The organism is Bradyrhizobium sp. CW1 (assembly GCF_023100665.1).
GTDB lineage: Bacteria > Pseudomonadota > Alphaproteobacteria > Rhizobiales > Xanthobacteraceae > Bradyrhizobium > Bradyrhizobium canariense_D.
This window is the reverse complement of sequence record NZ_CP064684.1, coordinates 2,639,788-2,652,087: the sequence shown is the minus strand read 5'-3', so window position 1 is coordinate 2,652,087 and position 12,300 is coordinate 2,639,788. Positions and strand designations below refer to the sequence as shown.

Here is a 12,300-nt window from a genome sequence, read left to right as displayed (position 1 = left end):
TGCTCATGCCTCTTCATCTTGGCCCCTGCGAGGTTTTTGTCCCGCGAATTGACGGCCTTGAATTTGACCCGTCGATGGCGATGCCCGCCGCACTGAACAGCTCAAGCTTTCGGCACAACGCTACGAACTCGCGACAGACCTCACGAATGGCCTTGCCATTGTCCTTGCGGAACTTAAAGATCGTCTTGAAATCCGGCGCCAGCTGGCCAGTCAACCAGATCATCTCGATATTGCGCTGGCATTCCCGCTCCAAGCGTCAGCTCGACGGAACCTAATTAAGATAGCCGTAGATGTAAGCTTGAGCATCGTACCCGGGTGATGGCTGGGTCGGCCCATGGCTGGACGCCGATTAACCCGAGCTTGCCGAGATCTAGACTCTCGACGAACACGTCGACCGCCGCACTGGATTATCCACGGTCACATAGTCATCGAGCGATGCCGGAAACAGCATGCTTTGCTCGCGATCTGCCCTTTTAACAAAGCGCTTCATTGAGCAGACATACGCGGTAGCTCGCCGATGGCCCCTGAGATCACGCGAACGGCCTTGCGACCGGCGCGGCCTTTAATCCATACGAGGAGGCGCAACTAATGCTCACCGGCGACCAAGCAGTCAACGCATCTTCCACGGGCGCATTCGGCGACCAGAGGACCATGAAGGCGGCCCAATGCGAACTCGCGTCCCTGCGGCCGGCCACTTTAAACGATCATCAGTTCCACTAAGGCTTTGCTAACCAAACAATCCATTCTGAGAGAAATTGCCCATGGCAGAACCGCTCCTTATGAAACTGGAAGGATTGCTCGTCTAGGTTGATCACAAAAATGAAGTCGCAGCGCCTTCAAAGACCTCAACAGCAAAAGCGATCGCGTGAAAAACGACACTATCGGCACGTCGGCCGATCCCGGCCTCTTGCATCAGGCCTAACGAGACGTTGCCCACGAACTCGGCGTGCCGCTTTGCTTCTCGACGGCGAAGTTGATAGTTCGCAGGGCTGACGAGTCCGAGATTGTCATCTATCGGAACGCCGCACTCCAGGCTCAGACCGAAGACTTGGTTCTAGCATATCTGGTCAATTTAGACCGAGCATGGTTCGTGATTTCATGAAATCCAGCAGTGGCTTATATTTTTCTCGCCTCGATCACATAAGAGCTCTGGCGGCCTACCTCGTTTTCGTGTGGCACTTCACCCATTTAACTACTCAATTTCCGGTGCCGTTCTCGACCGTGCCGCCGTTCCCTTTCGCGCTGGTGGAAGAGGGCCACGTTGGCGTTGGGCTCTTCATGACACTGAGTGGCTACCTATTCGCCAAGCTGGTCAACGGGCAAGCGATCAACTATCCCGCGTTTCTTTGGAGTCGAGCAGTAAGATTAGTACCTCTGCTCGCCGGGTCTTTGGCCGCTTGGTATATTCTTGGCAAGCTTCACGTTGGGTCTCCAATTTACTTTAATCAGATCTGGCGCGGAGTCCTGTTGCCGACATTGCCGAACGGAGCGTGGTCAATCACGGTCGAATTTCACTTCTACCTGCTGTTCCCGTACCTACTTGCGCTGAGCAACCGCTTTGGGCCTTGTGCCCTACTCATCGGCATCTGTCTAAGCCTCTGCCTGCGTGCGCTCCTCTGGGTAAAATACGGAGAGGTCCAGCTCGTGGCGTATTGGACCATTGTCGGGGCGATCGACCAATTTCTTATGGGCATGTTCTTCGCAACGGCTGGACTTGGCGTAAAGGCACGTCGCATCTTGGCTTTCACGTGTGGGCTGCTGTTCCTGGTCTTCTGGCAAATATTCGATGCCAAGGGCGGCTTCTTCAACCTCGATGGGGCCTATCCGTCTCCCTCAGCATTGTGGATAATAATACCGTCGGCGCAGGCCGTCGCCTTTGGCAGTTTCGTGGCGTGGTACGACAACTCAGGAATAAGCGTTCCTCCAAAGGTTGATCTCTGCCTTCGCAAGGTCGGAGAGTGGTCATATTCGATTTATCTCCTGCATTTTTTCCTGCGCGAAGTCTCGATACCCCTCATCGAAGACCGTGCCGGCCAAGACGCCAATTTTTGGTGGGCACTCCCAGCTGCGAGCGTGCTTTTCGCGGCATTCGCACCGTTGGCGGGGCTGTCATTCGAGTTCTTCGAGAAACCGCTTCTACGACTGCGGAAGGCCTACATCGTGCGATCTAAAACGGGTTCGGCGGCGCCGCATACGCATTGAAATCCTGTCCGCTACCTCAGGGGCAGCTATGTCTGAGGTCTGCTATGGGTCCGCCCTTAACGGACTCCAGCCGGCGGCGGTGGCCTGCCTCCGCCTCATTGAGCCTGGGAGATCGTGCGTTTCCTGGGCCAGCCGATCAAAGCGGGCGGCACACCAAATCCAATGATGACCAGGATTATCGCCCAGTTTCGCGGGATGTAGCCTTCGAAGACAAGTATTCGAGCCACGACCACTAAAAAAGCCCGGCACCAGCTGCAGTCCACTGCGCAGGCGTCAGATCGAGTCCTTTGTTGATCGGCAACCTCACGGCTATTTTCTTTCCGAGGGCGGTCCCGGTGAGATCCTCGACTGAAGTTGCAGACTAGTGGTTCCTGGCGCTTTCGTCGACCCGATGGCCGCGGTGCGGGCCTATCTCGAGGCGGAAAGGTCTCCTGAGTTCACAAACGAAGTGCAACACTTCCATCTGGAGGTGTTGCCATGGGGCGGACTTACAAACAGCTCTCCTTGACGATCGATGCGAGATTGCCCGCCTTTCGGCCAATGGCAGCTCGGTCTTCCGCGAAGTCGATTGACACGGCCCCGTCGGCGCCCAGTCCCACAGATCCGTCGCGCGGATCGCGAAGCCCGATCGTGGCCGCCGGCCTCGACGAGGCGGCCTTCTCCGGACATTCGATGCGCGCCGGTTTCATCACGTCGTCGTTGGATAATCGCGTCGATCCGCTGCTGGTCAGAAGTAAGTCCGGCCCAAGAAACTCAAAACGCTGGTGATCTACGACCGCCGCGACAACGAGCTCGAAGATCATTTCGGCGGTGACTTCCTCTAATCCCACGAGAGGCAACCATGAACGCGAAGACGAACGCCAAGCCTCCGGAGATGCGGGCCGATCAGGCGCCGCCGGCAGACGCAAGCGAGGCTGTGACCGAGCTGGGCGGCGTCGAACTCAACGACCGCAAGCGCCCGCGCATAGGCGAGATCAGGGCGGCCGAGGCCGCGTTCCTCGATCTGATCGCCTTTCTCGCGCCCAATGGCAACCCGATCCGCGAGCTCGACCTTTCCAAGACCAAGGTCGAAGAAGCCGCCATGTGGGCGTCAAGGGTGTGGTCGCGCAGTAAAGGGTTCGCACCCGTCTGTTCTGGAGGCATCATGTCAAACCTCTATCGATCTGGTATCTCCGCTTCGGCGAGCTTCCTTCGCCAGCATTCCACTCCTTTCGGGGCAGTCGCTGCTACCCACTCTCAGGGGAAGAGCACTGCAAGAACGCCGTCGACGAAGGCCTGACACTCAGCGTGCGTTTTGAAGGCGCCCTTGTACTTGCCGAACAGGAAAACCGTTCGGCCGTGTCCCTTTCCGAAGAAGTATTGGCCCACGTGCTGGCCGCTCCCATCCTTGAGTTCAATGGTTAGGAGGCTCTGGGCTGATTTGAGGTCCGTTTCGGGTAGCTTAATCTGCACGGTATGTGTCCCCAGGATTGAGCTGCCCCGACAGTTTAGTATGGCCTGCACTGACTATGCATCAGACCGGCCGACTTGCAGGCATCCTTCATGTCTTGATCGCATACGACGTCAGCCTCGCTATGAGCCATACGAAAGATCGTTTTGCCGACTGCAGCCTCTGTAAAGACCAGCTTGGAGCCAAGCATGGTCAAGTAGACCTTCTTTCCAAATTTGAGGGAGCGAGGATCGTCCTCAGTTCGGATGGTCAAACGCGATTGCGCTTCATCAAGTGCATCAAGGACGCGAACAACATCGCAGAGCCAATAGTCCGGGCCATCGTAGCTACCATGCGGCACTCGCACCGTGCACTGCACAAACACAAAGGCCTCCGGATCAAGCCACTCCAATACTGCTTTTGTCCGACCCGAAATGAGCCACCAGCCGTAGTAGGGCTCCAGGTCAATTGGCAAGCTGCCGGCCGATTTATCAAACACGAACCGCGCAGGCGCGGTAGAAGCCGGCAGACGGAATACCCTGTACGGAGGAAGGATACTTTCGTCCTCGAGCCAATACCCCCTTTGCCTCCCACGCTGTAGTAGCGACCCATTTCGTAAAAGCTGTGGTTTCGCGCTCTGGGTCGTTTCGCAATAGAAACTGCCCTATCCGCGCCCATGACTACGTCCCAATTAACATCATGCCCATCGGGGCACGACGAAGAACGGCCATCAACTGCCAACAAAAAAGCCCGCGGCAACCCCCGCGGGCTCGATCCAAATTCATCTCGATCATGCCATTCTGCCAGTGTTTTGCCCGACGTGTCAAATGACGTATCCTGAATGGGACGCGCGCAACTCTCTCCGCGTATCGTTACAGTCAATTATGCCGAACCATCGGTACAAAAAAAGAACGGGCAAGCCTTCGAATCGATCGGAGGCCTGATAACGAGCCGAGAAGCGCTCGCGCGAGTCGCGACCAAACGTATCGCCGTCTTTGACCACAAGCCCGTGCTCAACCAGATATACGGCAAGACCGTCCACCTTATTGACCAGCGTGGGAAGTGTCAGCTTGTGGGTCTCGAACTCGATTTCACGCTCAGCGAATGCTGACAGCCCCATCGTTACCGCTCCGATGCCTGTCTTTGATCGGAACGGCAATATGTCCACCCACAGTGAGGAAGGATAGTCTGGATACGGCGCAAACGATCGGCTGGACATGTCCAACCATAGATCGGCGGATCGTGCGACCTTGCTATTCCATACAACAGCGCAACATTCCGGCACCGTCGCAATCAATGCGCCGATAACGGCAGTCGTGAGACGAGCGGCGGGCAACGGACGCTGATTTTGGCCAAGCACAGAGACGATCAGATGCCCTCGATGTCGCGCCGCGGCCGCCTTGGCCTGCGGCCATGTCGTGGAAGCGCGCGACCACAAGCCGAGATCGTCAGGAATGGGCGCCGGCATCGACATGACGGCAACAAGCTCGTTGCCACAGCGAATGAGCGGCGAGTTTGCCTGAGCCTGTTGCGCGTCTCCATTCTCTGCAACCTCAGTTGCCAGTTCAGGATGTCGAGCGCGGAGGGCCTTCGCAAGCGCCGCCATGTCCGGCGTTGCCGGCGTGTCCAAAAGGACCAAAGCGAGCAGTGAATTGCTCATCGGCTACCCCGCTCAAATTTTGGGAGCGAGATCAGATACACTGCTCTTCGCCCCGAGGTGAATTTTTGCCTTGCTAGAACAAACGCGAACACTGTCAACTCATCCTCTCGCCCGCATCGGGTGGCGAGCCACACGCACGTTGTTCTGAAATCTTCTCGCGCGTGACGATGACATCGGCTTTGCTGCGCTGAGCTGGGCAGCGCTCGAGCCGGCGCAGAGACCACACATTCCACGCTGATCATCCGGCGCGTCCCTTCCCGCGCCAGCTCAGCTCGCTTCTGTCCAAAAGTGAACATTGCCTCAACTTGAGTAACCCGCTCAAACCACTGAACCCGCTCTCGCAATTTAGTCCACCGACATATCATATGATATGTCTTCTTCTCAGACGACGGCTGTAAGCTTTATCCATTGGCATCTGCCGGTGATGAGAACGCCCAACAGCGCTCCCGCCCGACGCGAACGAGGGAGACGTGCATGCAGAAGCGACGACGATTCAAGCAGACCACGACACTCGACGAACGGCTCGCCGCGGAGGCCGCGCGGCTGCGCGAGGAGGCGCGCACGCTCGCGCCGGGGCGCCGCCGCGAGATGCTGCTGCGCCAGGCGCGGCAGGACGAGACCGCCATGCATATTGCCGCCTGGCTGCAATCGCCGGGGCTGAGGCCGCCGACATGACCCAGCAATATCGCGCTTACCTGGTCGGCGACAACGGCGTGTTCCGCTCCGCCGAAGCGTTCGAGGCCGCGTCGGATGCGATCGCCCTCACCTTCGCGCAGCAGTTCACGCGGCACGGCAAGGTCGAGGTCTGGCAGCTCGGCCGCAAGATCGCCGTGCTCGAGCCCGAGTCATCCCCGCCGGGCGTTCTCACGCGTCAATGATCGCGTGATGCCGCAGGCGTCCTGAAGGTCTCGATCGCAAACGAGAACTTGACCTGCATCACGGGACCCCTGGCATCGCGAACGTCGATCGCCATCGTCTGCCTGCCGCCCGCGGCAGGCGCGGAGAGGATGGCATCGCGCGCCATGTCCGCGACCGACTTGGCGGCCTCCGCCTGAACGGCGCGCCAGCTGGCCAGCTCCAAGCCTTCCTCGTCGAGCGCTACACCGGTGTCGTCGCGCAGGTCGAAATAATATCGGGGCATTGCAGCATCCTTTGCCCTAATAGGTCCGAAGCGGACAAAGGTTTCCGGAAGTCGCGAAAAAATCTATGGGGGATCAATGGGTTCCGGGAACTTCGCGGTTCCCTCCTGCCGCGTTCGTGCCTCTTCAGGAAGCCGAAAGCGACAGGGCGAAACGACATTCGGCCCCTCACTCCTCCGCAAGCTTCCCGACGATGTAGGCATCCACCGTTTCCGCGAACGAGCGCTGCACGCCGACCGCAGTGCCATGCTGGTCGAGCGCGTCGCGCTGGAGCACGCGCAGGCCACGGCCGCGCATGCACACCGGCGCGGTGTTCAGATATTGATCGATGGCGCCGGTCGCGAGCGGGATGGCCTTCGGGTCGCCCCTTGCGATCAGAAGCCGCAAGAGGCTCTGGCATTCGGCCAAGCCTGGCATGGGATCAGCGCCTCACGCCTGCCGTGATTTCGCCGGCCGCTTCACCGGCTGGGTGTGTGTGCCGAACAGCGCCAGCAAAAACGCGACTTCTTCCTTCGAACCGACCTGGATCATGATGATCTCCTTTTCGCTAGGTTGGTCGGGCGCAATGGGCGGGGCGTTCGAGACAATCTGGTTTCAGCACTGTTTCAGGCGTGTTTCGTCGCGGCGCGCGATGTCCACGCTCGCCTGAAATAGGAACAGCTTTTGGGATCAAAAAGTTATTCGAGCGTCGGTCCGGATGCACGACCGGCGCCCCCCACGGCCTCAGCTCGCCCCCCGGGCTGGGGCCGTTTCTTTTCGACGCCTTAGTTTCGGCTTTGGCTTTGGCTTTGGCTTTGGTCTCGCCTGGGCGTCTCCCAGAACAGCTTGTTGCACTGGGAGCACCGAAAGATGGCCATCGCGCCGTCCGGTGAACTCACCGCGTCGATGAATGTCATGGGTTTGTTGCACGCAGCACAAATCGGCCGCTGCCTGGTGTCTTGATCCGCCATGCGCGCAAACGCGGGAACGGCGGCAGAGGTTTCTATCGTTCTGGAGGTTCAGGGTGCCAGATCTTCGGAACTTGCTGCTGAAGCAGTGAGATCGATGCCGCGATCTGCTCCCGCGAACGGCGCAGCAATTGTCGTGTCGTTTGGCTTGCATCGAGCTGGTGCATTTTCTGCCGGTCGAGATCCGTCTCGAAGTCCTCGCGGGTGAGCATGACAAGCTCCCGTGTTGCTGCCCATCCGCAGAGTACGTCGAGAGACGATTGAGGACCGTTCATAAGTGAACACACGACGGGATGCCCGCCTTCGACCCAGCCGGTCTTCAGGGTCCGCGCTTCTGCGTGACCAGGCGAAGCGCGATGCCGTGCTGCCAGGCGCGCACCCTCACCGCGGCTTCGCTGCGACCAAGTTCGCCGGCGATCTCGTCCGGCCGCGAGCCGGCTTCGGCCAACGCCTTCAGCCGCTCGTGCTCTTCCGCTGTCCACTTCTTCAACAACGGGTAGCGTGATTGCATGGTTAGAAGTTGTTTCGCCTGCGTGGTCGATGCAGGCGACAAGCGGGCGAAAAAGGCGAAGTTCCTATGCGACGCTGCTATGATCTGCGATGGGCGTCCCGCAGAAGGGCCGACGACGGCGCTCGCTCAAATCCAGACGTCCTCGCGGCACGAATCGCACCGATAGATCAGGATCGAGCAATCGCGCCTTACGTCGAAGATCGAGGTCAGGCAGCGGGTGCCCCTCTCGCATTTGGGGCACGCCGGCCCGGGCCTGTAATGCTGATCCGGCCGCGTTGCCGGGCCTGCTTGCTGTTCACTGCTCATCTCATCCCTCGTTGGAGGACTGAGTTCCTAAGTACCAAAGTGGACATTCGTTCCAATCACGCGGGCAGCGCTTCTGATAAAAGCGAGGACCTAGACGCCCCATGATCGCGCGCGGTGGTCGTCGGCTTTGTCCTGAACCATCAAGCGGGTTTGTCCTGAACGATCAAGCCGGCTTGGTGTTGGCGGGCTCCCCCCCGCGTCCGTCCAGGCTCTCGACGGTGCAGATGCGCGCGGCGCGGCGGGCCAGTTCGTCGTAATTATCCGCCACCTTGCGCAGCACGTCCCGCGTCTCGGGATACTCGCAATTGTCCGCCTTGGTGCGAAATTCTTCCGCCCGCATCCGCCAGTACCGCGGAGGGTGCATCCGCTCGGCGCCCATGGGCCACTCCCTGCATTTGGTCCAACCGTTCGCGTTCGCTTAATGATGAGCACGTCCAGGAGTTCCCGCGCAGAGTTTCGGTTCCGATCACACGTCCCGATTGCAAAACACCGCGGCCGGCTGGACAGCATGTCGCGGGCGGTCGACTTTAGTTCAAATGCAGCAAGGCGGATTCGGCAGGATGCAATGGGTTCGCGCCATGCTGGAACACGTCCCTTGCGACCAACGCAACGGGGATAACTCGGAGAGATCGTCGATGTATTTCGTCGCCGCCGCGTTGCTGGTACTGTCGGGACTGTTCTACTCCGCGAGCCATCACGAGATCGGCTCGTTCGGCGTCACCATGTGCACCTATGGCAGTGCGTTCTGCAACAACCCGCTGATCGTCTTTGCCGGCGCCGCGCTGGCCGGCGCCTGGGGCATGTTCGTCAGCATCAAATAGTCCCGACCGCACGCGCTCAGGAAATAAACATCTCGCCGGTGTCCGGTGCGCGGGTTGCACTGGCCGGCCATCGCAGTCCGGCCACGCTCGGAATGCGTGCAAACGCTGCACCGGATATTCTTCGATGATGCACTTATACAGGTGTTTTGCCCGACGAGGTCAAACGAAATTAGCTTTATCAGAAATCAGCGAGGCGCGCCCTACCCGCAGCCCGGGAACCTTGTTCCCTCATTAGCATTTGTGAAGGACGCGCCCCGACCGAGACCCTCCTGCCATGACCGACGATGCCGTCAGCCCCACGAAATCCGCACCGTCGCTGTTGCAGAGGCTGGGGCCGGGTCTCGTCACCGGGGCCGCCGACGACGATCCGTCCGGCATCGCCACCTATTCGCAGGCCGGCGCGCAATTCGGTTACGGACTGCTCTGGACGGTATTTCTGACCACGCCGTTCATGATTGCGATCCAGCTCGTCAGCGCCCGGATCGGCCGCGTCACCGGCAAGGGGCTGGCGGCCAACGTCATGCAGATCGCGCCGCGCTGGGCGGTGCTGTCGCTCGTCGCCATGCTCGTTGCCGCCAACACCTTCAACATTGCCGCCGACATCGCCGCAATGGCGGAGGCGCTCTCGCTGGTGATCGGCGGCCTCAACCACGAGCACGCGCTGATCTTCGCGGCGGGCTCGACCCTGCTGCAGGTGTTCCTGCCCTATCGGCGCTATTCGCCGGTGCTGAAATTTCTCACCTTGGCGCTGTTCGCCTATGTCGCGACCGCCTTTACCGTCAAGATCCCGTGGAGCACGGCGCTGCTCGCGGCGGTGTGGCCGAAGACGAATGTCAGCGCCGACTATTTCATGATGGTCGTCGCCGTGCTCGGCACCACGATCAGCCCGTATCTGTTCTTCTGGCAGGCCTCGCAGGAGGTCGAGGAGATGAACCAGGGCAAGCGCGACAAGCCGCTGCGCGAGCTGAAGCGCGGCGGCAGTCCGGAACTGGCGCGCATCCGGGCCGACACCCTCTCCGGCATGCTGCTCTCCAACGGCATCGCCTTCTTCATCATCCTCACCACCGCGTCGGTGCTGCACGCGAATGGCGTGACCAACATCAACTCGGCGACGGAGGCCGCCGAAGCGCTGCGGCCGCTCGCCGGCGACTTCACTTTCGCCCTGTTCGCGATCGGCATCATCGGCACCGGCCTGCTCGCAATTCCGGTGCTGGCGGGCTCGGCCGCTTACGGCGTGGCGGAGATCTTCGGCTGGCGCGCGACGCTGGAGGCGAAGCCCGACGAGGCGGTCGGCTTCTACACCATCATCGCCGCCGCCACCATCATCGGCTTCGGTCTCGGGTTCACCGGCATCGACTCGATCCACATGCTGGTCTGGAGCGCCGTGCTCAACGGCATCGTCGCCGTTCCGATCATGGCCATGATGATGCTGATCGTCTCGAGCAAGGCGATCATGGGTCGCTTCAAGGGCCGGTCGTGGCTCGTCGCGCTGGGCTGGCTCGGCACCGCGCTAATGGCGCTGGCTGTGCTCGCCCTGCTCGGCTCGTCATTGATCGGCTGACTAGCCTTTGCCTTGCGACAAGGCTGCCGAGATCTGCGAGGCGATGATGAAGGTCGCAAACACAGCCGGCACGCTGATGAAGCGCAGGAATTGGTCGATCGAAAGCATCGCTGTCTCCCCCAAGACAAAAACGTATACGCCCGCCGCGCTATTCCACCCCGTGCGCGGCGTGCTGATCGGCCGTCAGAAACTGATCGGAAATGGCGGCTCCACTCATCGTGAGCAGCGCCAGGATCGAAATCACAGCCAGAAATCTCATGGCCGGAGGGTCGATGCCGATTGTGGCCAAAAAAGTCAGAGCATGGCGCCTTTTCAGGACGATCCCGGGCAAGATCATGGCTGTCCCCACCGGATTCCCCGCGTTTTCCAATAGAACGTTCGGAAGGGGCTTCCCTGCACACCTCGCCAGGCTTCACTGCGCAGGGCCGTTAGCCTAACAATCGTGGCTGGAGCCGGGCTTGCGCCGGCCAAAGAAAAAAGCCCAGCCGGGCAACAGGGAGCGACATGACCCAATCGTCGAAAGCAACAAGTCTCGAAATTCTCGCCTGCGACGCCGGCTGGCGAAACTACCACTTCGTCAAGCTGACGACCGAGGACGGCATCGTCGGCTGGAGCGAGTTCGACGAGGGCTTCGGCTCGCCCGGCGTCGGTGCTGCGATCCAGCGCCTGTCTGCCCGCGTCATCGGGCAGAACGTTTTCCGGCACGAGCGCATCTACGCCGAGCTGTTCGCGGCCACCCGCCCTGCCGCCAGCGGCGTGGTGGCGCAGGCGCTCGGCGCAATCGAGAATGCGCTGCTCGATGCCAAGGCGAAATGTCTCGGTGTTCCCTGCTACGAACTGCTCGGCGGCAAGATCCGCGACCATGTCAGGGTCTATTGGTCGCATTGCGCAACGTGGCGGATCAATCATCCGTCCTGGTACAAGCCGCCGATTGAGAACCTCGACGGCGTCAAGGCAATCGGACGCGAGGTCCGCGAGAAGAAGTTCACCGCGCTCAAAACCAACATCTTCTCCTATGATAACGGCAAACCGACCGGTTGGCGACCGGGCTTCGGCTCGCCCTTCGCTCCCGAGATCAACGTCGATCGCAAAATCCTGCGCGATCTGCGCATGCATCTGGAAGCGATCCGCGACGGTGCAGGCCCCGACGTCGACATCTTGCTTGACTGCAACTTCAACGCCAAGACCGAGGGCTATCTGGAGATCCTGCGCACCATCGCGGACCTCGACATGTTCTGGATCGAGATCGACAGTTTCAATCCGGAAGCGCTCGGTTACATCCGCAGGCAAAGCCCGCATCCGATCTCGTCCTGCGAGACGCTATTGGGCTTGCGGGAATTCCTGCCCTATTTTCGCGAGCAGGCCATGGACGTCGCGATCATCGACACGCCCTGGAACGGCGTCTGGCAGTCGATGAAGATCGCAGCCGCCGCGGAAGCGTTCGAAGTCAACGTTGCCCCGCACAATTTCTACGGCCACCTCTGTTCGATGATGAACGCGCATTTCTGCGCCGCCGTGCCGAACCTGCGCATCATGGAGATCGACATCGATCGCCTGGCGTGGGACCGCGAACTATTCACGCATGAGCCCGAAATTCAGAACGGCCATCTGGTCATTCCGGACCGGCCCGGCTGGGGCACCGATCCGAACGAGGAAGCCCTGCGCGCGCATCCGCCGAAGACCACCGGCGGATTGCTCAACTACGGCCGGAAGGGCTAGAGCGT

16 protein-coding genes and 1 pseudogene are annotated in these 12,300 nt (G+C 60.2%); 7 read left to right on the top strand and 10 right to left on the bottom strand.

Annotated elements, in window-relative coordinates:
• Positions 1-8: 8 nt before the first annotated feature.
• Positions 9-490 (bottom strand): annotated as a pseudogene (locus IVB54_RS12890) (transposase); the annotation flags it as partial.
• A 593-nt stretch (positions 491-1,083) separates the two neighbouring features.
• Between IVB54_RS12890 and IVB54_RS12885 the strand changes: the two are divergent.
• Positions 1,084-2,202, top strand: a complete 1,119-nt coding sequence (locus IVB54_RS12885) for an acyltransferase (protein WP_247777265.1) — start codon at positions 1,084-1,086, stop codon at positions 2,200-2,202.
• A gap of 488 nt (positions 2,203-2,690) precedes the next feature.
• Here the strand turns inward: IVB54_RS12885 and IVB54_RS12880 are convergent, their stop codons facing one another.
• Complete coding sequence (locus tag IVB54_RS12880; RefSeq protein WP_247361431.1) at positions 2,691-3,005, bottom strand: hypothetical protein; 315 nt, start codon at positions 3,003-3,005, stop codon at positions 2,691-2,693.
• Between the two features lie 38 nt (positions 3,006-3,043).
• Here IVB54_RS12880 and IVB54_RS12875 point away from each other — a divergent pair, with 38 nt between their 5' ends.
• A complete protein-coding gene (locus IVB54_RS12875; RefSeq protein ID WP_247777264.1) occupies positions 3,044-3,481 on the top strand; it encodes a hypothetical protein in 438 nt (145 codons plus the stop codon).
• A 208-nt stretch (positions 3,482-3,689) separates the two neighbouring features.
• Here IVB54_RS12875 and IVB54_RS12870 read toward each other — a convergent pair whose 3' ends face one another.
• Together IVB54_RS12870 and IVB54_RS12865 are read right to left on the bottom strand one after the other, a co-directional pair.
• Positions 3,690-4,160 carry a DUF1629 domain-containing protein gene (locus IVB54_RS12870; RefSeq protein WP_247454858.1) on the bottom strand — a complete coding sequence of 157 codons (471 nt, stop codon included), beginning with the start codon at positions 4,158-4,160 and terminating at the stop codon, positions 3,690-3,692.
• 294 nt (positions 4,161-4,454) lie between these two features.
• Entirely contained in the window at positions 4,455-5,291 is an 837-nt protein-coding gene (locus IVB54_RS12865; RefSeq protein WP_247777263.1) for a DUF4261 domain-containing protein, read from the bottom strand.
• Between the two features lie 474 nt (positions 5,292-5,765).
• Between IVB54_RS12865 and IVB54_RS12860 the strand changes: the two genes are divergently transcribed.
• Positions 5,766-5,966 (top strand): hypothetical protein, encoded by a 201-nt coding sequence (locus IVB54_RS12860; protein WP_018454858.1) that lies wholly within the window; start codon positions 5,766-5,768, stop codon positions 5,964-5,966.
• Positions 5,963-6,169: a hypothetical protein gene (locus tag IVB54_RS12855; protein WP_085361080.1), complete on the top strand. Its 207-nt coding sequence runs from the start codon at positions 5,963-5,965 to the stop codon at positions 6,167-6,169. Before IVB54_RS12860 ends, IVB54_RS12855 begins: the two co-directional genes overlap by 4 nt.
• Here IVB54_RS12855 and IVB54_RS12850 read toward each other — a convergent pair.
• The 5 genes from IVB54_RS12850 to IVB54_RS12830 all read right to left on the bottom strand — a co-directional run bounded on the left by IVB54_RS12850 (position 6,163) and on the right by IVB54_RS12830 (position 8,573).
• The gene (locus IVB54_RS12850; protein WP_085361079.1) at positions 6,163-6,432 is read right to left on the bottom strand and encodes a hypothetical protein; all 270 of its coding nucleotides are present in this window, start codon (positions 6,430-6,432) and stop codon (positions 6,163-6,165) included. The two genes, IVB54_RS12855 and IVB54_RS12850, sit on opposite strands and share 7 nt — an antisense overlap.
• Before the next feature lie 166 nt (positions 6,433-6,598).
• Positions 6,599-6,847, bottom strand: coding sequence for a hypothetical protein (locus tag IVB54_RS12845; RefSeq protein ID WP_085350655.1), 249 nt, complete (start codon positions 6,845-6,847; stop codon positions 6,599-6,601).
• Between the two features lie 565 nt (positions 6,848-7,412).
• Complete coding sequence (locus tag IVB54_RS12840) at positions 7,413-7,589, bottom strand: hypothetical protein (protein ID WP_166517529.1); 177 nt, start codon at positions 7,587-7,589, stop codon at positions 7,413-7,415.
• Positions 7,590-7,696: 107 nt separating this feature from the next.
• Positions 7,697-7,888: an SANT/Myb-like DNA-binding domain-containing protein gene (locus tag IVB54_RS12835; RefSeq protein WP_247335279.1), complete on the bottom strand. Its 192-nt coding sequence runs from the start codon at positions 7,886-7,888 to the stop codon at positions 7,697-7,699.
• 469 nt (positions 7,889-8,357) lie between these two features.
• Positions 8,358-8,573: a hypothetical protein gene (locus IVB54_RS12830; protein WP_247454853.1), complete on the bottom strand. Its 216-nt coding sequence runs from the start codon at positions 8,571-8,573 to the stop codon at positions 8,358-8,360.
• A gap of 256 nt (positions 8,574-8,829) precedes the next feature.
• Here IVB54_RS12830 and IVB54_RS12825 point away from each other — a divergent pair, with 256 nt between their 5' ends.
• Both IVB54_RS12825 and IVB54_RS12820 read left to right on the top strand, forming a co-directional pair.
• Entirely contained in the window at positions 8,830-9,015 is a 186-nt protein-coding gene (locus IVB54_RS12825) for a hypothetical protein (RefSeq protein WP_247372849.1), read from the top strand.
• 274 nt (positions 9,016-9,289) lie between these two features.
• Positions 9,290-10,576: a divalent metal cation transporter gene (locus IVB54_RS12820; protein WP_247335282.1), complete on the top strand. Its 1,287-nt coding sequence runs from the start codon at positions 9,290-9,292 to the stop codon at positions 10,574-10,576.
• 148 nt (positions 10,577-10,724) lie between these two features.
• Here IVB54_RS12820 and IVB54_RS12815 read toward each other — a convergent pair whose 3' ends face one another.
• Complete coding sequence (locus tag IVB54_RS12815; RefSeq protein ID WP_247335286.1) at positions 10,725-10,913, bottom strand: hypothetical protein; 189 nt, start codon at positions 10,911-10,913, stop codon at positions 10,725-10,727.
• Positions 10,914-11,080: 167 nt separating this feature from the next.
• On the opposite strand from IVB54_RS12815, the gene IVB54_RS12810 reads away from it, so the two are divergent.
• A complete protein-coding gene (locus IVB54_RS12810; protein ID WP_247777262.1) occupies positions 11,081-12,295 on the top strand; it encodes a mandelate racemase/muconate lactonizing enzyme family protein in 1,215 nt (404 codons plus the stop codon).
• Positions 12,296-12,300: the final 5 nt, after the last annotated feature.

What these genes read in the sequence shown, in the direction of transcription:
- IVB54_RS12885 (WP_247777265.1), top strand. Translation starts at nt 1,084, where the DNA reads ATGGTTCGTGATTTCATGAAATCCAGCAGTGGCTTATATTTTTCTCGC.
- IVB54_RS12880 (WP_247361431.1), bottom strand. Translation starts at nt 3,005, where the DNA reads ATGATCTTCGAGCTCGTTGTCGCGGCGGTCGTAGATCACCAGCGTTTT.
- IVB54_RS12875 (WP_247777264.1), top strand. Translation starts at nt 3,044, where the DNA reads ATGAACGCGAAGACGAACGCCAAGCCTCCGGAGATGCGGGCCGATCAG.
- IVB54_RS12865 (WP_247777263.1), bottom strand. Translation starts at nt 5,291, where the DNA reads ATGAGCAATTCACTGCTCGCTTTGGTCCTTTTGGACACGCCGGCAACG.
- IVB54_RS12860 (WP_018454858.1), top strand. Translation starts at nt 5,766, where the DNA reads ATGCAGAAGCGACGACGATTCAAGCAGACCACGACACTCGACGAACGG.
- IVB54_RS12855 (WP_085361080.1), top strand. Translation starts at nt 5,963, where the DNA reads ATGACCCAGCAATATCGCGCTTACCTGGTCGGCGACAACGGCGTGTTC.
- IVB54_RS12850 (WP_085361079.1), bottom strand. Translation starts at nt 6,432, where the DNA reads ATGCCCCGATATTATTTCGACCTGCGCGACGACACCGGTGTAGCGCTC.
- IVB54_RS12845 (WP_085350655.1), bottom strand. Translation starts at nt 6,847, where the DNA reads ATGCCAGGCTTGGCCGAATGCCAGAGCCTCTTGCGGCTTCTGATCGCA.
- IVB54_RS12840 (WP_166517529.1), bottom strand. Translation starts at nt 7,589, where the DNA reads ATGCTCACCCGCGAGGACTTCGAGACGGATCTCGACCGGCAGAAAATG.
- IVB54_RS12835 (WP_247335279.1), bottom strand. Translation starts at nt 7,888, where the DNA reads ATGCAATCACGCTACCCGTTGTTGAAGAAGTGGACAGCGGAAGAGCAC.
- IVB54_RS12830 (WP_247454853.1), bottom strand. Translation starts at nt 8,573, where the DNA reads ATGGGCGCCGAGCGGATGCACCCTCCGCGGTACTGGCGGATGCGGGCG.
- IVB54_RS12825 (WP_247372849.1), top strand. Translation starts at nt 8,830, where the DNA reads ATGTATTTCGTCGCCGCCGCGTTGCTGGTACTGTCGGGACTGTTCTAC.
- IVB54_RS12820 (WP_247335282.1), top strand. Translation starts at nt 9,290, where the DNA reads ATGACCGACGATGCCGTCAGCCCCACGAAATCCGCACCGTCGCTGTTG.
- IVB54_RS12815 (WP_247335286.1), bottom strand. Translation starts at nt 10,913, where the DNA reads ATGATCTTGCCCGGGATCGTCCTGAAAAGGCGCCATGCTCTGACTTTT.
- IVB54_RS12810 (WP_247777262.1), top strand. Translation starts at nt 11,081, where the DNA reads ATGACCCAATCGTCGAAAGCAACAAGTCTCGAAATTCTCGCCTGCGAC.